Origin of the sequence: Halosimplex halobium (assembly GCF_051414055.1) — an archaeon.
GTDB classification, from domain to species: Archaea; Halobacteriota; Halobacteria; order Halobacteriales; family Haloarculaceae; genus Halosimplex; species Halosimplex halobium.
The window spans coordinates 21,758-39,541 of the sequence record NZ_JBLKNX010000030.1 but is presented as its reverse complement, the minus strand read 5'-3'; the positions used below and the strand labels follow the sequence as shown (position 1 = coordinate 39,541).

The 17,784-nt window shown below is 71.4% G+C and carries 17 protein-coding genes and 1 tRNA gene; 9 read left to right on the top strand and 9 right to left on the bottom strand.

All coding sequences use genetic code 11. The features are described from left to right. The coding region (locus tag ACMGFG_RS22980) for a DUF7310 family coiled-coil domain-containing protein (RefSeq protein WP_436932621.1) at nucleotides 1–432 on the bottom strand (432 nt) is incomplete at its 3' end. Nucleotides 433–600: 168 nt separating this feature from the next. Continuing rightward, complete coding sequence (locus tag ACMGFG_RS22975) at nucleotides 601–1,716, bottom strand: ATP-binding protein (RefSeq protein WP_436932620.1); 1,116 nt, start codon at nucleotides 1,714–1,716, stop codon at nucleotides 601–603. Between the two features lie 75 nt (nucleotides 1,717–1,791). On the opposite strand from ACMGFG_RS22975, the gene ACMGFG_RS22970 reads away from it, so the two are divergent. From ACMGFG_RS22970 to ACMGFG_RS22940, 7 genes are all read left to right on the top strand, one after another. Then, nucleotides 1,792–2,274 (top strand): hypothetical protein, encoded by a 483-nt coding sequence (locus ACMGFG_RS22970; protein ID WP_436932619.1) that lies wholly within the window; start codon nucleotides 1,792–1,794, stop codon nucleotides 2,272–2,274. A gap of 208 nt (nucleotides 2,275–2,482) precedes the next feature. Then, nucleotides 2,483–4,783 (top strand): CARDB domain-containing protein, encoded by a 2,301-nt coding sequence (locus ACMGFG_RS22965; RefSeq protein WP_436932618.1) that lies wholly within the window; start codon nucleotides 2,483–2,485, stop codon nucleotides 4,781–4,783. Between the two features lie 4 nt (nucleotides 4,784–4,787). Beyond that, the gene (locus ACMGFG_RS22960) at nucleotides 4,788–6,098 is read left to right on the top strand and encodes a PGF-CTERM sorting domain-containing protein (protein WP_436932617.1); all 1,311 of its coding nucleotides are present in this window, start codon (nucleotides 4,788–4,790) and stop codon (nucleotides 6,096–6,098) included. A gap of 88 nt (nucleotides 6,099–6,186) precedes the next feature. Continuing rightward, on the top strand, nucleotides 6,187–7,446 hold the full coding sequence (locus tag ACMGFG_RS22955) for a DUF8167 domain-containing protein (protein ID WP_436932616.1): 1,260 nt from the start codon (nucleotides 6,187–6,189) through the stop codon (nucleotides 7,444–7,446). Beyond that, a complete protein-coding gene (locus ACMGFG_RS22950; protein WP_436932615.1) occupies nucleotides 7,443–8,726 on the top strand; it encodes a cation:proton antiporter regulatory subunit in 1,284 nt (427 codons plus the stop codon). The genes ACMGFG_RS22955 and ACMGFG_RS22950 overlap by 4 nt, the downstream gene beginning before the upstream one ends. 182 nt (nucleotides 8,727–8,908) lie before the next feature. Next, nucleotides 8,909–9,280 (top strand): DUF7857 domain-containing protein, encoded by a 372-nt coding sequence (locus ACMGFG_RS22945; RefSeq protein ID WP_436932614.1) that lies wholly within the window; start codon nucleotides 8,909–8,911, stop codon nucleotides 9,278–9,280. Beyond that, entirely contained in the window at nucleotides 9,277–9,975 is a 699-nt protein-coding gene (locus tag ACMGFG_RS22940) for a MinD/ParA family ATP-binding protein (RefSeq protein WP_436932613.1), read from the top strand. The genes ACMGFG_RS22945 and ACMGFG_RS22940 overlap by 4 nt, the downstream gene beginning before the upstream one ends. Before the next feature lie 130 nt (nucleotides 9,976–10,105). Here the strand turns inward: ACMGFG_RS22940 and ACMGFG_RS22935 are convergent, their stop codons facing one another. Both ACMGFG_RS22935 and ACMGFG_RS22930 read right to left on the bottom strand, forming a co-directional pair. Then, nucleotides 10,106–11,809 (bottom strand): DUF7125 family protein, encoded by a 1,704-nt coding sequence (locus ACMGFG_RS22935; protein ID WP_436932612.1) that lies wholly within the window; start codon nucleotides 11,807–11,809, stop codon nucleotides 10,106–10,108. A 154-nt stretch (nucleotides 11,810–11,963) separates the two neighbouring features. Further along, nucleotides 11,964–12,815, bottom strand: coding sequence for a transcription initiation factor IIB (locus ACMGFG_RS22930; RefSeq protein WP_436932611.1), 852 nt, complete (start codon nucleotides 12,813–12,815; stop codon nucleotides 11,964–11,966). Between the two features lie 412 nt (nucleotides 12,816–13,227). On the opposite strand from ACMGFG_RS22930, the gene ACMGFG_RS22925 reads away from it, so the two are divergent. Continuing rightward, nucleotides 13,228–13,959, top strand: a complete 732-nt coding sequence (locus ACMGFG_RS22925; protein ID WP_436932610.1) for a DUF1028 domain-containing protein — start codon at nucleotides 13,228–13,230, stop codon at nucleotides 13,957–13,959. Between the two features lie 145 nt (nucleotides 13,960–14,104). Here the strand turns inward: ACMGFG_RS22925 and ACMGFG_RS22920 are convergent, their stop codons facing one another. The 5 genes from ACMGFG_RS22920 to ACMGFG_RS22900 form a co-directional block, all read right to left on the bottom strand. After that, nucleotides 14,105–14,599, bottom strand: coding sequence for an RNA-binding protein (locus tag ACMGFG_RS22920; protein ID WP_436932609.1), 495 nt, complete (start codon nucleotides 14,597–14,599; stop codon nucleotides 14,105–14,107). A 122-nt stretch (nucleotides 14,600–14,721) separates the two neighbouring features. Beyond that, nucleotides 14,722–14,961 carry a DUF8028 family protein gene (locus ACMGFG_RS22915; RefSeq protein ID WP_436932608.1) on the bottom strand — a complete coding sequence of 80 codons (240 nt, stop codon included), beginning with the start codon at nucleotides 14,959–14,961 and terminating at the stop codon, nucleotides 14,722–14,724. Nucleotides 14,962–15,132: 171 nt separating this feature from the next. Next, nucleotides 15,133–15,408 carry a DUF6684 family protein gene (locus ACMGFG_RS22910; RefSeq protein ID WP_436932607.1) on the bottom strand — a complete coding sequence of 92 codons (276 nt, stop codon included), beginning with the start codon at nucleotides 15,406–15,408 and terminating at the stop codon, nucleotides 15,133–15,135. Nucleotides 15,409–15,531: 123 nt separating this feature from the next. After that, nucleotides 15,532–16,182 carry a response regulator gene (locus ACMGFG_RS22905; RefSeq protein ID WP_436932606.1) on the bottom strand — a complete coding sequence of 217 codons (651 nt, stop codon included), beginning with the start codon at nucleotides 16,180–16,182 and terminating at the stop codon, nucleotides 15,532–15,534. Next, nucleotides 16,179–16,778 carry a DUF7504 family protein gene (locus tag ACMGFG_RS22900; RefSeq protein WP_436932605.1) on the bottom strand — a complete coding sequence of 200 codons (600 nt, stop codon included), beginning with the start codon at nucleotides 16,776–16,778 and terminating at the stop codon, nucleotides 16,179–16,181. Before ACMGFG_RS22900 ends, ACMGFG_RS22905 begins: the two co-directional genes overlap by 4 nt. A gap of 287 nt (nucleotides 16,779–17,065) precedes the next feature. Between ACMGFG_RS22900 and ACMGFG_RS22895 the strand changes: the two genes are divergently transcribed. Then, a tRNA-Asp gene (locus ACMGFG_RS22895) sits at nucleotides 17,066–17,138 on the top strand. The last annotated feature ends 646 nt before the right edge of the window (nucleotides 17,139–17,784 follow it).

Genomic DNA, 17,784 nt, shown 5'->3' with positions numbered 1-17,784 from the left:
GGCGGCGCGGCGCTCGCCGCCGACCACGCGGTCGACGGACCGTTCGGGGTCCGCCGGGCCGGCGAGGCCACGCCCCTCGCCCGTCGAACCGCGCGCCCCACCGGCCTCGCCGCCGGGGGTCGCCCCCTCCGTGAGCGCTTCGAGGTCGTCGACGCGGCGTTCGAGCCGGTCGACGGCCGCGATGGCCGCGTCGGCCTGCTGCTCGACGTCCTCGTTGACCGAGCGGACCCGCCCGACGAACCCCTCGACCGATTCCGACCGCGCCTCCAGGTCGGCCAGCCGCCCCTCGATGTCGTCGATGCGGGACTCCAGCCGGTCGAGGTCGTCTGCGAGCGTCGCCACCTCGGCGAGTTCGTCCAGCTCGTAGTCGCCGTCGACGACCGCCCGCTCGACCGCCGTCAGCCGCTCGTCCAGGCGCTCGATGTCGGTCATACCTCCCTTGCCCGCCTCATCGTATTTAAACCACAACGCCGCCGCGGACGGTCCGGTCGGCCCCGCTCCCGTCCGGACCCGGACGCGGGGCCGGCGGCGCCCGCGACCGGCGGCCGGTCAGTCGTCGGTCGGCCGGTCGCCCGTGGCGGGTCGGTCGTCGACGGCCGGTCAGTCGTCGTCCGCCGCCGAGCGGCCGTCGTCGGCGTCGACCGTCACGTCGCTGGCGTTGGGACTGTCCCCGCCGTGGGGAGTGTCCCGGCGGCGGACGTTCGCCGAGTGGACCGTCTCCGTCGCGTCGTCGATGACGATCACCTCGCCGGGGCTCGTGGGCAGCCGCTCGCCCAGCGAACTCGACATGTACGTCGGCTGGGCGGCCTCCAGCGCCGCCAGGTCCTCCTCGGAGGTGAGCCGGTGGGAGACCACGATGTCCGACTGCGAGACGGCGACCTCGGAGACGGCGCTGGGCCGCTGGGTCGCCAGCACGAGGCTGACACCCGGTGCGCGCCCGCGTGTGAGGATAGTTTCGAGGGCGGCCTCGCCGACCCCCTGGAAGAAGGTGTGGGCCTCGTCGATCATGTACCACGGGAGCCGCGCGATCTCCTCGTTCACGCGGGCGCGGTACAGCGCCTCGCCGATGCCCCGGACCACGGCGTTCATCGGCGCCGCGTCCAGCCCCGACACGTCGACGACCGTCACCGCGCCGCTGCCCAGTTCCGCGGCGTCCATCCCCTCGGGGTCGAAGATCCCCCACGAGTCGGCCAGGTCGAGGTGGTTGACCGCGGCGCGCCTGTCGACGCCCGGCGCGTCGGTCGCCTCGACGTTCGCGCGCATGTCCGCGAGCGTCGACGCGTCCTGTGCGGCCTGCCAGACGAGCCCGCCCGCGCCGCTCTCGGGGGAGAGATCCAGCAGCGCACACCACGACCGCGGGTCCAGCGTCGTCGCCGTGATCCGCGGGTCGTCGATCACCTCGGCGGGGACGGGCTCGCCCTCCGAGGGCTCGCCCAGCGTCGGGAACACGCCCATCGGGTCGGCGACGACGGGCGCGACGCCGTCGGCCCGCGCGAGCGCCTCCGCGAGGACGCCCAGCGTGTAGGACTTCCCGTAGCCGCGCTTCCCGACGATCAGCGTCGCGTGCGGGCCGTCGAGGTCGACGTGCAGCGGCGCGCCGCTGGAGCCGTCGCGGGCCCGGTAGGTCCCCAGGTGGCCCGCGGGCGCGTCGTCGTCCGCCTGCACCACCTTCCCCCGTCCGATGACGAACTCGGCCGCCGATGGTGACCCGGTCACGACATTCGATTGTCACGCCGTCCCACTTGTATCTTCGCTTCAAGGTTTAAATACCAGGACGGGACCAAGACCGGCATGCGGCGCACAACGACGCTGTCGCAGGACGAACGGGCCATCGAAGGACTCCCGATCAGGCTCGTCATCGCCCTCGTCGTGGGCGTGGCGAGCCTCGCCATCATGATGCAGATGATCGGCGGGCTGGGGTTCAACTCGCAGCAGGAGGTGACGCTGGAGATCCGGTCGAACTCGCTGGCGGACTTCGGTAGTTCCAGTTCGCTAAGCATCGAACTTACCGTCATCACCGAGGACGGCGAACCCGTTCCCAATGCGCGTGTGCTGATCACCTCGGGGACGCTCACAGTGGATGGCGGGCCGATTCGGATGGACGGCGGGTCCGCGACCGGGGAAGACGGGCAGATATCCCATCGTCTGAGTTCGGGTGACGTTGACTTCCGTTCCGATCAGGACAAGGGCACGATCAAGTTCGACATCGTCACCCAGGGCGACGGGAACTACAAGGACGAGAAAGCGAACCCCGAGGTCGTGGTCGTGCAGTAATCGCCACCACGGCCGAATTACCATCGCAGCGATACCGGCCACGGGACCGGACTCGCCGCCAGTAACCCCTCAACTGTAGGGCAACATCGCGAACGCAGACGTCTACAATATGATGCTACACGATACGCAAACCAGGGATCGAACACGCCAGGAATTCGTCTCGGTACTGGTTATCATCGCTGTCGTCGTTTCGGCCAGTCTGACCTTCGTGTCTCCAGCGGTCGCCACAGACGTCGAGTCACAGGTATCAGTCCTCGACGCGATGGCCGGCAGCGGCACACAGGAGGACCCGTACCGGATCACCAACGCGACGGAGCTGCAGGCGATGAACGAAGACCTGGACGCTCACTACGTGCTCGGCGACGATATCGACGCGAGCGAGACTGCCGACTGGAATCTCGGGGAAGGATTCGCCCCGGTTGGTTCGCGCGACCGGGCGTTCACCGGTTCGTTCGACGGGCAGAACCACACGGTAACGGGACTGACGATCGATAGGCCAGCGAGCGGGGACACCGCGATGATCGGTTTCGCGAACGGCGCGACCATCGAACACGTCTCCTTCGTCGACGCCACGGTGCAGGGCGCGAGTTTCACCGCAGTCCTCGCTGGGCGGACCTTCGAGTCCACGTCAGTCACCGACGTCAGCGCGAGCGGGTCCGTCTCAGGCGAGTACGCGACTGGCGGTCTCGTCGGTCAGCTGGATGGATCGACGCTGGTGGATGGGCACGCCTCCGTCGACGTCACCGGCAACGAATTCGTCGGCGGGCTCGTCGGATCGATCCCCGCGAGCCGAGTCGAGCGGTCGTCCGCGAGTGGCTCTGTGTCTGGTGTAAGCGAAGTCGGTGGTCTCGTCGGCGGTCCACCGGGCTCGGTCAACGCGGAGGGTAGCGAAATCACCCGCTCGTACGCGACGGGGAACGTCGAGGGCGAAGAAAATGTCGGTGGACTCGCGGGCGGCAACGGTGGGACTATATCACGGGGCTACGCAACCGGGTCGGTCAGCGGCGACGAGAACGTCGGCGGGCTTGTCGGCCTCAACGACTTACGGCTCACCGATGCCTACTGGAGTGAGTCTGCGGCCGGTCTCTCCACGGCTGTCGGGCGGGAGAGAGGAGATTCGTCGACGACAGCTCTGAGTGCCGACGAGTTGGACGGTGCCGACGCGCAGTCGGCCATGGGGTCGTTCGAGTTCGGGCTCGTCTGGGCCGTCACCGACGGCAATCCGGTACTCAGAACGGAAGTCCAGAGCGTCTCGCTGTCGATCCCGAACCAGGTGATCACCGACCGAACCACCACGGCGACGGCTTCCGTCTCGCTCGCCGACGGACGGTCGGTTCGCGTGTCCGAAACCGCCGACTACGGCACCAACCAGTCGTTCCTCTCGGTCGACCGGGGCGTCCTCGAAACCTCGGGCACGGGGATGGCTGAAGTAACCGCCATGGTCGCCGGCCACTCCGACAGTGCGGCTGTCTCCGTGGTCACGCCGCCGGACATCTCCATCGAGAGCCGAGCGCTCCGGTACGACCGTGTCGGCTCCGAGACCGCCGCGCCGGTCGACGTGACGCTGACCAACGACGGCGGCGCCGACGGCACCTTCGACGTGGTGCTGTCGGTGAACGGCACCGTCGAACAGACGCGGACCGTCACCGTACCGGGTCACTCGACGACGACGGTCCGGCTGAACTACTCCGCGCCCCCGATGGGGACGTATCCAGTCGCGATCAACGGCAGCAGCCTCGGGAACCTCACCGTGGTCGAGGAACCCGAGACGAGTGTCGCATCGGCTACTCTCTCAGAGAGTCTGCTCGCGGTCGGCAACACCACGACCGTCGAGGCGACCGTCGAGAACGCCGGCGACGCCGCGGCGGGTCACACGGTCGAACTGACGGCCGGCGGCGAGACGGTCGCGACGAAGGATGTCGTCGTTCCGGCCGGCGGGACGACGGTGCGGTTCGACTACACCGGCGAATCGGCCGGCGAGTACGACCTTGCGGTCGGTGGATCCAGCGCCGGCACGCTCACCGTCGCCGAGATGGGGTCGGTCTCCGTCGAGAGCGTCTCCGTCCCCGACTCGGTCGAGGCCGGCGCCGGCTACGAGGTGACGGTGACGCTGGCAAACTCCGGCGGTCTCCCGCTGGAGACGGAGGTGGCCTACAGCGTCGGCGGCAGTTCGGTCGGTTCGGAGCGTGTCGAGGTGCCAGCCGACGGGGCGACGGTCACGTTCGAGGCGACCGCTCCGGAGGATAGCGACTCGATCGACCACCGCGTGACCGCCGGCGACGCCGAGTGGACCGGCTCGACCACCGTCGACGTCGAGACGCCGACGCCGACGGCGACTGCCGGGTCGAGCGGTGACGGCAGTGACGGTGACTCGACGGACGGCGGTGACAGCGGTTCGAACGACGGCGACACTACGGCGACTAGCGGCGACGGTCCCGGCTTCGGTGCCGCGGCCGCGCTGGTCGCGCTGCTCGCGATAGCGGCCTTCGGACGACGTGAAACCAACTAAACAGATGAACGACAACGAACGGAAGCGGTCGAACGGGGTCGGGCGGTCCACAGTGGTGGGTGGCATCTTGCTGGTGATACTGGCGGTGTCGCTCGTCGGCCCGACGGTCGGGCTCGCGGCCGCGAGCGAACAGCGGGAGACAACGTCCTCGTCGCTCTCGGGGATGGAAGGCAGCGGGACGCCCCAGGACCCGTACGTGGTCACGAGCGTCGAAGGGTTACAGGCGATGAACGAGGACCTGGACGCCCACTACGCGCTCGGCGCGGACATCGACGCGAGCGTGACCGAGACGTGGAACGCCGGCAACGGGTTCGACCCGGTCGGCGGCCAGAACCGCCCGTTCCGCGGATCGCTCGACGGCAACGGCCACGCGGTCTCGGGGCTGACCATCGTCCGGCCGCAGACGACCAACGTCGGGCTGTTCGGTCTGACCACGGGCACGGTCCAGAACGTCTCCCTGCGGGACGTGACGATCAACGGCGACAGGAACATCGGGGCGCTGGCCGGCATCAACTCGGGCTCGATCACCGGGTCCTCGGCCGCCGGCTCCGTGCAGGGAACGGAGTTGAACGTCGGCGGTCTCGTCGGCGTCAACGAGGGCCAGATCGTCGCCTCGTACGCGGATGCGACGGTCGCGGGGTCGCAGGTCGTCGGCGGCCTCGTCGGCGCGAGCAGCGGCCCGATCCGCGGGTCGTACGCGACGGGTGAGGTCGGCGCGACCCGGACCGCCGGCGGTCTCGTCGGCGCCAACAGCAACGCCGTGACCGCCTCCTACGCGACCGCGACGGTCGAGGTCGACCAGGTCGGCGGCGGCCTCGTCGGGACGAACGGCGGGACGATCCGCACGTCCTACGCGGCGAGCGCGGTCGACGGGAGCCGAGCTCTCGGCGGGATCGCCGGTACGAACGGCGACAGCATCGTCAGCCAGACCTACTGGGACGAGGGCGTCGCGGGCGTGAACGGTTCGGCCGGCGGCGACGCCGACATCGGGACGGCGCTGTCGACGGACGAACTGACCGGCGACGACGCGCTGTCGAACCTCGAGGGTTTCGACGCGGCGAACATCTGGACGACGACCGAGGAGTACCCCGTCCACCAGTGGCAGCGGCCGGACGTGGACCCGCTCGACCAGTGGCAGGTGCCGACGCCGACGGCCGCGCCGCCGACGCCGACCTCGACGCCCACTCCCGTGGCGACCCCCTCGCCGACGCCCACGTCGTCGGGCGGCGCGTTCGCGGTCGGCCCCGGGTTCGGCCCGGTCGCCGCCCTGGTCGCCGTCGCCGCCGTCGCCCTGCTGGCGGTGCGACGGCCCTGAGACCGCACCACGACCGAACAGTCGATCGAACGCGACAACCGCAGAACCGTACGGACGCACGCGACAGACGATACACACGACACAAAGGATGGCTTCGCTACCAGTCGAAGTGCTGCTGGGGATCTCCTTCGGCCTGCTCGTCGGGCTCGTCCCGGCGTTCGCGGTGGGGCTGGGGAGCTTCCTGGTCGAGTACTACGGTGGGTACACCGTCCCGGGGGCGGCGGCCGTGCTGGTCGCGCTCCCGCTGGCCGGTGGGAACGGGTACGCCGTCGGCCTCGTCGGGACGACGGTCGAACAGGTACCGCGGCTGCTGATCGCCGCGCTCGTCGCGCTGATGCTCGCGCTGTACGCCAACAGCCAGGGGAGCCGCCTGGCGGCCGAACTGCCGCGGGACCTCTCGCAGGCGACCCGCGCGCGGCGGACGCTCTCGGCGGCGGCGATCGAGGACGTCGACGGGTCGGGCCAGGTGACGGTCCGCGCGAGCGGCGAGATCAGCGACATCGAGGGGTATCCGCCGCTGTCGCCGGAGCTGCGTGCGACGCTGGAGACCGGCGCCTGGCGGCTGCCGGCGGACCTGCCGCTGGCCGAGCTGGAGCGCCGGCTCGAGGCCCGGCTGCGGACGGACCACGACCTGGCCGACGCGGCGGTGTCGATCGACGCGCGCGGCCGCGCCTCGGTCGCGGCCGCGCCGCCCGCCAGGGACCTGGCCGAGCGGGTGCCCGACGGCTGGCGCGCGGTGTCGTTCTCGGCGCTGTTGCCCACCGGGCTCGCCCCGGGCGACGAGGTCGTCGTCGACGCCGGGGACGCCGCCGTCGACGGGCACGTGCTCAGTGTACGAGCCGACGCCGACGGGGACGAGGCCGACGCGTCGGCCGCGACGGCGGCCGACCGGGACGCCGGCGAGACGACGACGCGCGAGCGGGCACGCTCCGAGACCGCCGGCGGCCGCGGTCGCGTGACGGTCGCGGTGCGCACGAGCGACGCGCGGGCGGTCCTCGGCGAGGACGGGGCCGCCGTCCGGGTCGTCTCCCGGGGGACGAGCCACGTCTTCGAGGCGTTCTCCCGGCTCGAACGCGCCGGCCAGGCCGTCCGGCACGTCCGGCTGGACGGGGCGAGCCGCGAGGCGCTGGCCGACGACGACGCCGACCTGGCGGTCGTCGGCGTCCGCCGGACCGGCGAGGGCGGCCGGGGCTGGCGGTTCGACCCAGACGAGGTGGCCGTCGAGGACGCCGACGAGGCGTTCGTCGTCGGCTCCGAGGGGAGCGACCGCATCCGCGAACTCGCCGGGGACGGGACGGCAACCGACCGCGGTCCGGCCCCGGGCGCGGGGACGGAGGTGGAGCCGTGACCGTCGCCGTCCCGCTGCAGTTCGCCTCCGAGTGGACGATGACGGCGCTGCTGCGGATCCTCGGGTTCGCGCTGTACGCGAGCGTCGTCGCGATGGGCGTCTCCTTCCTCTATCGCGGCTACAGCACCCGCCCGCTCCCGGTCGGGGTCGGCGTCGTCGTCGGCCTCTCCTTTGTCACGATGTCGCTGAACATCGACGCCGTCACGCAGGCGTCGGTCATCGCCGACACGCCGAAGCTCCACTACGCGACGGCGTCGTACCTGCTTGGCGTGTTCGCCGTCGGCGCCGTCGCCGCCGACGGGGGGCGACGCATCGGCGACCACTTCGCCGCGGACGTGTTCGACGTGCCTCGGATCGACGCCGGCGGGCAGGTCGCCCGGCTCGTCCAGTCGGCCGGACTCGTCGTCGAGCTGGAGCTCCCCGAGTCCGTCGACGACATCGACGGTTACCCGCCGGTCGACGGGGGGACCAGGCGTGCGCTCGCCGGCCGGCGGATGCGGTTCCCGCGGCGGCTCTCCGAGTCGGACCTGGCGTCGCGGCTCGCCGCCCGGCTGGAGCGGGACTTCGACGTGGGTCACGTCCACGCAGAGATCGAGCCGGACCTGACGGTCTCGTCGCTGGCGGTCGGGGGCCGGCCGTCGGGGATCGGGCCGTCGCTGCCGCCGGGGAGCGTCGCCGTCGCCGTCGCCGGCGACCCGCCGCCCGACGCGAGCACGGGCGACCCGGTCGAGGTCTGGACCGACGGCGACGACGGGGGGCTCGTCGCGACCGGGAAGTTCCGGGCGAGCGTCGGCGACGTGGCGACCGTCGCCGTCGGCACGGACGACGCCGACGCGTTCGACCCCGACGACGCCTACCGGCTGGTCACCCGGCCGGACACCGCCGAGGACGTGAACGAGCTCGTCGCGACCGTCTGGGAGGCCGACGAGACGGTCACCGCGGTCACCGTCGACGAGGGCGACCCCCTCCAGGGGGAGTTCGTCGACTGGTTGCCGGTCTCCGTGCTCGTCGTCGTCCGCGGCGGGGAGCCGATCCCCTTCCCGGCCGACAACGAGACGCTACAGGTGGGCGACACCGTCTACGTCCTCGGGACGCCTGCCGGCCTCCACCGCCTCGACGAGTACGAACCCGAGCGCGAGCCCGGTGACCGACCCGCCCCCGACGACGCGAGCGACGTGGCGGACGCGGACGGGGCGGACCGAACTGCGGACGGCGACGACGCGGCGGCCGCCGGGGCCGACGACGACGGCGGCCTCGCGTCGATGTTCTCGGACGACTGAGCGGCTCGCGGCGGTCCGGCCCCGCGACCCGCCCCGTTTCGGATCGACCGCGACCCGACCCGTTCCCGGCTCCCGCGACCGGTATGTTCGCTCGAAGGTAATCGGCCGTTGAGACGCGTTACCGTCGGGACTCGGCGTCGGTCGTGTTGAACTTTATACGGGAACGGGCGGCCAAAGACGGTATGCAGGAAGCGGAGGCGATCGGAGCGGCGGTCGAGCGAAACGGGGTGACGTTCGTCACGGCGACCGTGTCCCACGACCGGGGGACGGCGCAGGTCGTCCGGCTGGAGAACCGGCTGGACGGGCCGGTGTGGCCGCCGCGGCTCGGCGACGAGACGGCGCCGGCCTGGACCGACGGGACGTGGGAGGCCCGGGTCGAGCCCGACCAGTCGCTGGGTGTGGGGTACGCGACGCCGGCGCCGCCCCGCGAGGACGGCGGGCCGCTCGCGGTCGTCTCGGTGACCCGCGCCGACGGGGCCGGCGAGGCCGACCCGGAGGAGGTGCTCGCGTCGCTGGACGACTGGTCGCCGCCCAGCGACACCCTGGACCGATGATCCTGGCGGTCTGCGGCGGGAAGGGGGGCGTCGGCAAGTCGACCGTCTCGCTGAACCTCGCCCGCGAACTCGACGCGGTCGCCGTCGACGCGGACCTGGCGACCCCGGACCTGCCCCGCGGGCGCGGGCCCGACCTGCACGACGTGCTCGCCGACCGCGCGGCGCCGCTGGAGGCCGTCGAGGCGGTCGACGGGATCGACCTGCTCCCCTGCGGTCGGACGCTCGCGGGGGCGCGGGCCGCCGACCTGACGGAGCTCCCGAAGGCGCTGGAGCTGGTCGACCGGCAGTTCGGCCGCGTCGTCGTCGACTGCCCGGCGGGGCTGGCCCGCGACGTGGGCTACCAGATCCACGGCGCCGACGCGGTCGTCCTCGTGACGACGCCCGACCGCGCGGCGCTGCTCAACGCCTTCCGGACGCGCCACCTCGCCGACGAGCTCGACACGCCGGTCGCCGGCGTCGTCGTCAACAAGGCGACCAGCGACGAGGACCGTGAGATCGCCGCCCGCGCCGAGGACGAACTCGGCGCGACGACGACGCTCGTGCCGCGGCGCGAACCGCTCGCCGAGTCGTTCCGGGCCGGGACGCCGCTGCGCGACCACGACCCCGACTGCGACGCGATGGCCGCCCTCGAGACGCTGACCGAACGCATCGAGGAACGGGAGCGACAGATCACCGAGGACGCCGAACCCGCCTGAGGGCGCGACATCCGCCGGCCGCTCGTCTCACCGCCTGCCGCGCTTCTCACCGCCGACGCCACGCGGTCGCCGCCGTCGGTACCGCGGCGGCCGCCACGCGAACAGTCGAGAGAAGAACAGTCCGGGGCCGTCAGTCGTCGGACTCGTTCGCGTCGAGGGGCGCCCCCCGGCCCGCCGACATCGGGGTCCGGTCGGCGCGGCGGCCGCCGGCCCGGTCACCCCGCCCGTCGCGGCCGGCGTCGCCGGGCGCGGGGTCGCCGGACCCCCCGGCGACGAGTGCTTCGGGGGCCGCCTCGCGACCGCCGGCGCCGCGGAACTTCCGAACGGTCACGGGGTCGGCGCCGGCGCCGGTCGCCTCGACCTCGAACACCGCGTCGGCGACGTGCTCCGTCGTCGCCCGGTTCGCGGGGGGCTCCGGGCGCTCCAGGCAGTGCAGGACCGCGACGCCGTTCGTCTCCAGCATCCGTTCCTTGAGGTCGTTGAGGAACTCCCGGTAGGCGTCGCGGTCGGCGCGTTCGAGCGCGGCCGCCGGGTCGACGACGACGTTCGACCCGTCCGGGAGCTCGCCGAGCAGCCGCTCGGTCTCGGCGACGGCGTCGTCGGTCACGTGTCGGACGGTCGGGCTCCCGACGGGGACCGCCGTCGCGTCGAGGGCGTCGCGGACCGCGCGTTCCCCCCGCTCGGTCGAGACGTACAGCGTCCCGCGGGCGGCGGTCAGCCCGTAGAGCAACTGCTCGGACTGGCTGGCGGGGTCGGCCGCGACGACCGCGACGCTCCCGGGCGCCAGCCCGCTCAGGTCCGTCTCCCGGGTAGTCAGCCCCGCGGCCGGTTCGTCGTCGGCTGACGAACCGCGCTCGCTCCCCCCGGCCCGGCCCGGTTCGCCGGCCGCCGCGCCGTCCCGCTCCGACCGGCCGTCCCCGCTCCCGCCGTTCGGGCCGTCGGCGGGCTCGATGGCGTCGCCGCGGTCGTGGCCCCCGGTGGCGTCCGATCCGTCGCCGCGGTCGGTCCCGTCGTTCCGGTCGGCGGTGTCGTCACGGCTGGCCCCCTCGGCGGACCCGCCGGTGGCGCTCGACGCGTCGGCCGACCGCTCGTCGGTCGCCCGTTCGGCCGGCTCCGGCCCCTCCCGTCGGTCGGTCGCGTCCTCGCTCCCCCGGTCCGGCGCGTCCCCGGAGTCTCCGGCGTCGGGCTCCTCGGCGGGCGCGACGGCGGTCATCGCGCCCAGCCGGTCGGCGGCCCGCTCGTACTCGGCGCGGGCCTCGTCGTCGGCCAGCGGCGACGCCGACTCCGGGACGACCGCGAGCACCGGCACGTCGAAGCGGGCGTGGAACGCCTCCGGGACCGCCGAGCAGTGGGTGAACACCGCGCCGGCGACGGGCACGTCCAGCCGGCGCGCGATGTCGATGGTCGTCCCGGCGGCGTCGAGGCTCTGCTCGCTGTCGGTCGTGACGACGACGACGCCGTCGGCGACGGCGACCGCCTCGACCACGTCCGGACCGGCCCCCGACGGACAGTCGAGCAACACCTCGGTCGCGCCGGCGTCGAGCCACTCCAGCGCGGCGTCGAGTTCGACGTTCTCCGTCGGCTTCTGGCCGGGGAGGACGTGCGCGCCGTCGGCCTCGGGCACCGCCTGGGCGAGGGCGTGCCAGCCGGTCCGGCGGTCCAGCCCGGCGACGGTCGGCTCGCGCTCGACGCCCGCGACGACGTGCAGGTCCGGCAGCTGGCGGTCGGCGTCGACCGCCAGCGTCTGGACGCCCGACCGGGCGAACGCCGCCGCGAGCCCGAGCGTCGTCGTCGTCTTGCCACAGCCGCCTTTCGCACCCGCTATCGCTATCATGCCCCTATTGGTCGCGCCTTCCGTCTTGAATGTACACACGGCCGCGCCCGCCCCGCACCGGCGCGGGCGACGGTCGAGAGGCGGGTAGCGACTCGCCGACGGTCGGCACTCGTGGTCGACGACGCCGACGACAGGTCCTCGCGGGCGTCGGCGCCTACGACAGGTCCTCGAGGTCGCCGACGGTCGACCCGATGGTCATCCGCGACACGTCGGCCAGCTCGGCGGCCTCGGTCTGTTTCACGTCGACGCCGGCCTCGGTCGCGGCCTTGTAGAGACAGGCCGCCGCGACGCCGCTGGGGTTCTTCCCGCCCATCCGGCCGGACTCGACGAGGGTGACGGCGTACTCGCGGGCCCGGCGTTCGACCTCGGTGGCCACGTCCAGGTCCGAGGCGTACCGCGGGAGGTACTCCGTCGGGCTGACCGGTCCCACCGGCAGTCCAAGCTCCCGGTTCAAGGCGTCGTAGGCCGTCTTGAGCTCGCTCCGCTCGGCGCGGGCCACGTCGACGACCTCCTCCATCGTCCGCGCGATGGACTGGGTCCGGCAGGTGGCGTAGACGACCGCGGCGGCGAACCCCTCCAGCGACCGGCCCGGCAGCAGGTCCTCGGACTGGGCCGAGGAGAAGAGCGAACACGACTGGTCGCGCACCGACGTTGGCAGCGACATGGCCGAGACCAGTCGCCGGATCTCCGTGTACGCGTAGAGCTTGTTGCGCTCGGCCTTCGAGTCGACCCGGGCGCGGTTGTGCTGGCGGCGCATCCGCACCAGCTGTCGCTGGCGGGTCCCGGAGACCTCCGACCCGGTCCCGTAGCCGATCTCCGTCGAGAGCCCGCGGTCGTGGCGCGACTCCGTCAGCGGCGCCCCGGTCCGGCGGCGGTCGGTCTCCTCGTCGAGCGAGCGCCACTCCGGACCCCGCTCGACGGCGTCCTCCGCCGCGACCAGCCCGCAGTCCTCGCAGACAGTCTCCGTCTCCGATTCGCGAACTCGCCCCCCACATTCGGTGCACACCGAGTCGGCGTCCGCGTCCGCTCGGGCGTCGATACCCCTCCGCTGACGCTCCGTTCGTTCCCTCAAGCGTAAACCCCCGTGCAGCCACCCGTGTCGATACGGCGGAAACCCTTAACTTTTGATGTCTTCTGTAAAGTCTGTTTAACTAACTTCAGAGTGTGCGTTCGGACGACCGGCCCCTCGGACGGCCGAACCGGGCGATTCGACTCTCCGGATCGCGCGACGGGCGGTCGAACGGCCCCCGTATCGGCCCGTCGCCGGCACCGCTGGTTCCCCCAGTAGCGGAAGAACGTTCCGGTACCATCCCCAAAAACGTACCGGTCATCGAAACGACCGATCCTATCGTTCTGTTCAGACAACCAATACTGCTGCGGTCCAAACACTGACGGTCGCCGCTCCCTACGTCGAGAGCGTGACGTTCAGCATCTGCGTTCGGGAGGCCTACACCGACGAGTCTGGCGAGGCCCGGACCCGCTTCGGGGTCGCGGTGACGACGCGGCTGGCCGGTGTCGGGACGCTGTGTCCGTTCGCCAACGAACACGGGGCCGTCGCCACCCAGAGCCTGGTCAACGTCGACCTCGGCCGCAAGGGCGTCGAGTATCTCGCGGACGGCCTCGCCGTCGAGGACGCGCTCGAAGCGCTGCTCAACGCGGACGACGGGCGCGAGGAGCGCCAGCTCCACGGCGTCGGCGCCGACGGCGAGTTCGCCTTCTCCGGCGAGGAGTGTCGGCCCTGGTTCGGGGACGTCGTGGGCGACAACTACACCGTCGCCGGCAACCTGCTGACCGGCGGCGACGTGGTCGAGGCGGTCGCGACGGCCTACGAGGCGACCGCCGCCGACGACCCGGACGACCCCGAGAGCGACCCGGAGACGCCGCTCGCCAAGCGGCTGATCGAGGCGCTGGCGGCCGGTCACGAACTCGGCGGCGACAAGCGCGAGGAACTGCACGTCCAGAGCGCGGCCCTGGTGGTCCGCTCGACCGAGGACCGCGAGATGGCGCCCTACTACGACGACCTGCGCGTCGACGCGACCGAGACGCCGATCGAGGACCTGCGCGAGACCTACGAACTCGCCGCGGAGGGCTACGAGATGGCGATGGCCCGCTACGAGGAGGAGTACGAGGACGACGAGAACGCCGGGTAGCCGGCTTCGAGACCGCTCGCACCGCTCGCGGACTCAGACCGAGAACTCGAACAGATCCTCGCGCGACCACCGTTTGCGCCCGGGGTGGAAACCGCACACCCCGGGCGCAAAACCTGGACCAAAAGCGCTCGCACCGCTCGCGGACTCAGACCGAGAACTCGAAGAGGTCGTCGCCGACGTGGTGGATCGACTCGACGACCTTGCCGGAATCGCCGACCATGTCCGAGCCGTCGGTCTTGGCGCGGCCGACGGCGAGGAACTTGCCGTGGCTCTCCTCGTTGATGGCGACCAGGTCGCCGGCGTCGATGGAGTCGTCGGCGGAGACGATGCCGGGACGCATCACGTCGGCGCCGTCGGAGACGAACGAGACGGCGCCGGCGTCGACGGTGACGACGTTGCGCTGGGGCGGGTAGGCGTTGGCCCCCTGGACGGTGAGAAAGGGTTCGTCCTCGCCGGCCTCGTCCTCGACGTAGAGGACCAGCGGGTCGCCGTCGACGAGGACGACGTTCCAGTCGCTGTCCTCGAACTCGACTTTCTCGTAGCTATCGGCGTCGATCTCGACCCCGAGAGTGTCGGCGACGGCGTCCTCGATGTCGGCGATGGCGTCCGCCCGGAGGTGGTGGCGGGACTTGACGTTCATACCTCGACGTGGGCCGGGAGCCGGGATAAATCGACCGCTCCGCGCCGGCGCACACCGGGGAGCGGGCGGGGCGTGGCCGCGTTCGGCAGGCCGGGACGCCACCGCGTCGCCCGGGCGGACTGCTACGAATCGGCCGGGCGGTGGCGGCGGCCGGCGAGCAGCGCCGCGGCGTGGGCCGACCACAGCGCGAGGAGGACGGGGGTTGTCTCGGCCGTGAGCCCGAAGACCGCGAGGAGCGGGAGGTGGACACAGGGGAGGGCGACGCCGGCCCAGAAGGCCAGGCGCTCGGCGGCGGTGGCGGCGTCGGCGAACAGGCGGCCGAGCCGCCGGCGGAGGGCGAGGGTAGCGGGCGGTGCGCTCATCCGTACACCTCCTTCGACGGACAGCCCCCAAAAACCGACGAACGCTCAAACCGGGATTTGAGTCTCCGCGAGGGCGGGTGCCACCCGGGTGTCAGCAGCGACGGCGGCGCGCCGGGCGCCGATACCGTCCCAGGTGGGGGGGATGCATCGGGCGTCGGCACCGCGCCGGGTTCAGCCATCGCCGGCCTCCGAGCGGGACTCGGCCGAGTCGTCCGCGGGTCCGGCGCGTTCGTCGCGCTGGACGACGCGGCCGCTGACGTAGGTGAGAAGCGTCAGGAGGACCAGCGGGACGAGCGTGAGCACGTGTGCCCAGAAGACGAACCAGGGGTCCCAGCCCCACGGGTTGAACACCCAGAACATGATATCGAGGACGGCGAGGATCCCGATGGGAACGAAGTTGACTGTCAGGTCGAGCCAGGTCTCCTCGGTGAGTTGTAGGACGCTCATGGGTCGTCCGGCACTGGACGCGCCGTGACGGTGATAGGCGCGGACGGTGGATAGCGGCCGGGCTTGCGCTCGAAGGGGACGCGCGCCGACCCGACACGGCCGGAACCCGCCGAGGACGGGGCCTCAGGGGTCGGCGTCGAGCTCGCGAAGGGCGGCGTCGTAGGCTTCGGCGCCGCCGAGCGAGTCGAAGACGTCGTCGAGGCGCTCGTCGAGTTCGGCGAGTCGCCTGTCGAGGCGCTCGCGCTCGTCGCCGGTCGCATCGGCGCGTTCGCTGGCGACTCGGTAGTACGATTCGAGGGTCGTGCGGTAGGTGGCCCGTCGACCGAGCCGCTCGACGGCCTCCGTGAGGCGGTCGTCGTCGACGGGCTTGACGAGGTAGTCGTCGAACGCCGTCGACTCGACGTCGAGGGGTTCGTCGGTCAGCGCGGCGACCTGGCAGTCGGTCCCGTCGGTCCGGACACGGTCGACGACCCGCTGGGCAGACAGACCCGGGATCGTCGGGTCGAGCAGTGCGACGCTCACGTCGGGGTCGAGGCTCGCCAGCGCGTCGGCGCTGTCGTACGCCGCCCGGACGGTGAACCGCTCCCTGAGCACGGCGGCCAGTTCGTCGGTGACCGCCGGGTCGCGGTCGGCGACGAGGACCACCTGCGCGGCGGGGTCACCGTCGCGCGAGCCGTCCCGGCGCACGGCGCGCTCGCTCGCGTGCTCGTCGGTCGCGGACTCGGGGTCGGAGTCGGGCCGTTCGTCCTGGTTCATCGGTCCTGGCTGGGTCACTCGCCGCCGACGTCGGCCGTCCGGAGGTCGACGACGCTGTCGAACAGCACCTCGAACGTCTCGACCGTCTCGGGGTCGTGTACGTCCGGGTTCATGTGGTAGTGGGCCACCGCGCCGGCGCGGTCGACCGCGCTCGTCAGCACCTCGAGGAATTTGAACACGGCCGGCTCCTCGGCGCGCTGGAGCAGGTCCGACACCGAGTGGACGCAGACACTCGCCTGGCCCGTCGCGGCGAGGTCCGAGAGGTGGCGGTCGACCACCTCACCCAGTCCGACCAGGTCGGTCCCGGCGTCGACCGACTCGACGAGAGCGTTCGGCGCGCCGTCGGTTCCCGCCGCCGCGGCCGTCGACCGCGCGGCGGCCTCCACGTCGACGACCGTCGCGTTCTCCGGTCGGCCGTCCTCGTGGTCGGTCCAGACGTCGAGCCGCTCGGCCGGCGACGCCATACAGGTGACCAGTAGCGCGTGCTCGCGCTCGCCGGGGCCGTGCAGCAACTCGCCGCAGACCTCGTCCTCGTGGCCGCCGACCGACGGCGCCAGCAACAACACGTTCATCGACGTCTCCGTACTCCCACTGTCGTCCGATGTCGTACTCATGGCGAATGTCCCCGGAGTTGCCGTCCACGTAACTCCGCTACCTGACGTAACTGTGTTCGGCACGCAAGTAAGTTCCGCTGGTGTTATCAGTCGTGAGATGTCGTTCGTCTGTGTAGTATCAGACGATTGATTTCTCGACCGTGGAACTCTCAGCGTCGGCGTCTCGGATTCGACGGTGAGTTAACACATTCGAGAACGGGCGCAGGCGGGTTCGGCGTGGCTCCCCGTGGCACGGAGGGTTCGTTTGGAAAGTCTTAAATTCATCTCCGGCGAACCCGTGAATGCGTGCCCGGGTGGTGTAGTGGCCCATCATACGACCCTGTCACGGTCGTGACGCGGGTTCAAATCCCGCCTCGGGCGTCTTCTCCGATTTCACCGACGTGAAGTTTCATCTCCGCGTCCCTCTCGAAATCGGAGAACGAAAGTACGGGATTTGAACCGGACTCAGACGTGCTCGCTCGCCGTGCTCGCTGCGCGCGACTGATCGGGTTCAAATCCCGCCTCCGGCGTCTTCTGTGATGTCGACTCGTCAGCGGTCGCACTATCGAAGAGCGTCGGAGGGACGCACCAGATTTGTGTCGTCTCGACCGCACTCGACAGCAAGCGCTGAAAGCCCTCGGCGCGCTCGCTAGGGGCGCCCGTGAGCAGACCTCGCGCGGCTCGTCGCGCGCATGAACGCGCTCTCCAGCGCGCCACGGCGGTCACTCGGTGCCCCACACGTCGGTGATGCGGTTAGAGCTGGACTTCGAGTGGCGCGACTGGCGGCGAGACAACCAGAGCCGTTGGATTCAGGCGGCCTCGACCGTCGAGTGGGTCTGCCACGAGCGCCCCAGGGAACGGTGCGGGCGACCGCTAACGTCGTCGTTCTCGAACTGCTTCAGCCGTGTCCGATCGAAGATCGCGACAACAGCAATAATATAAATGTTAAACAGTCATATAGATAATGTTCTATTGGAAACTATTATGTGATCGTTGAGCAACTTGTTATCTGGATGTGAGATAACAA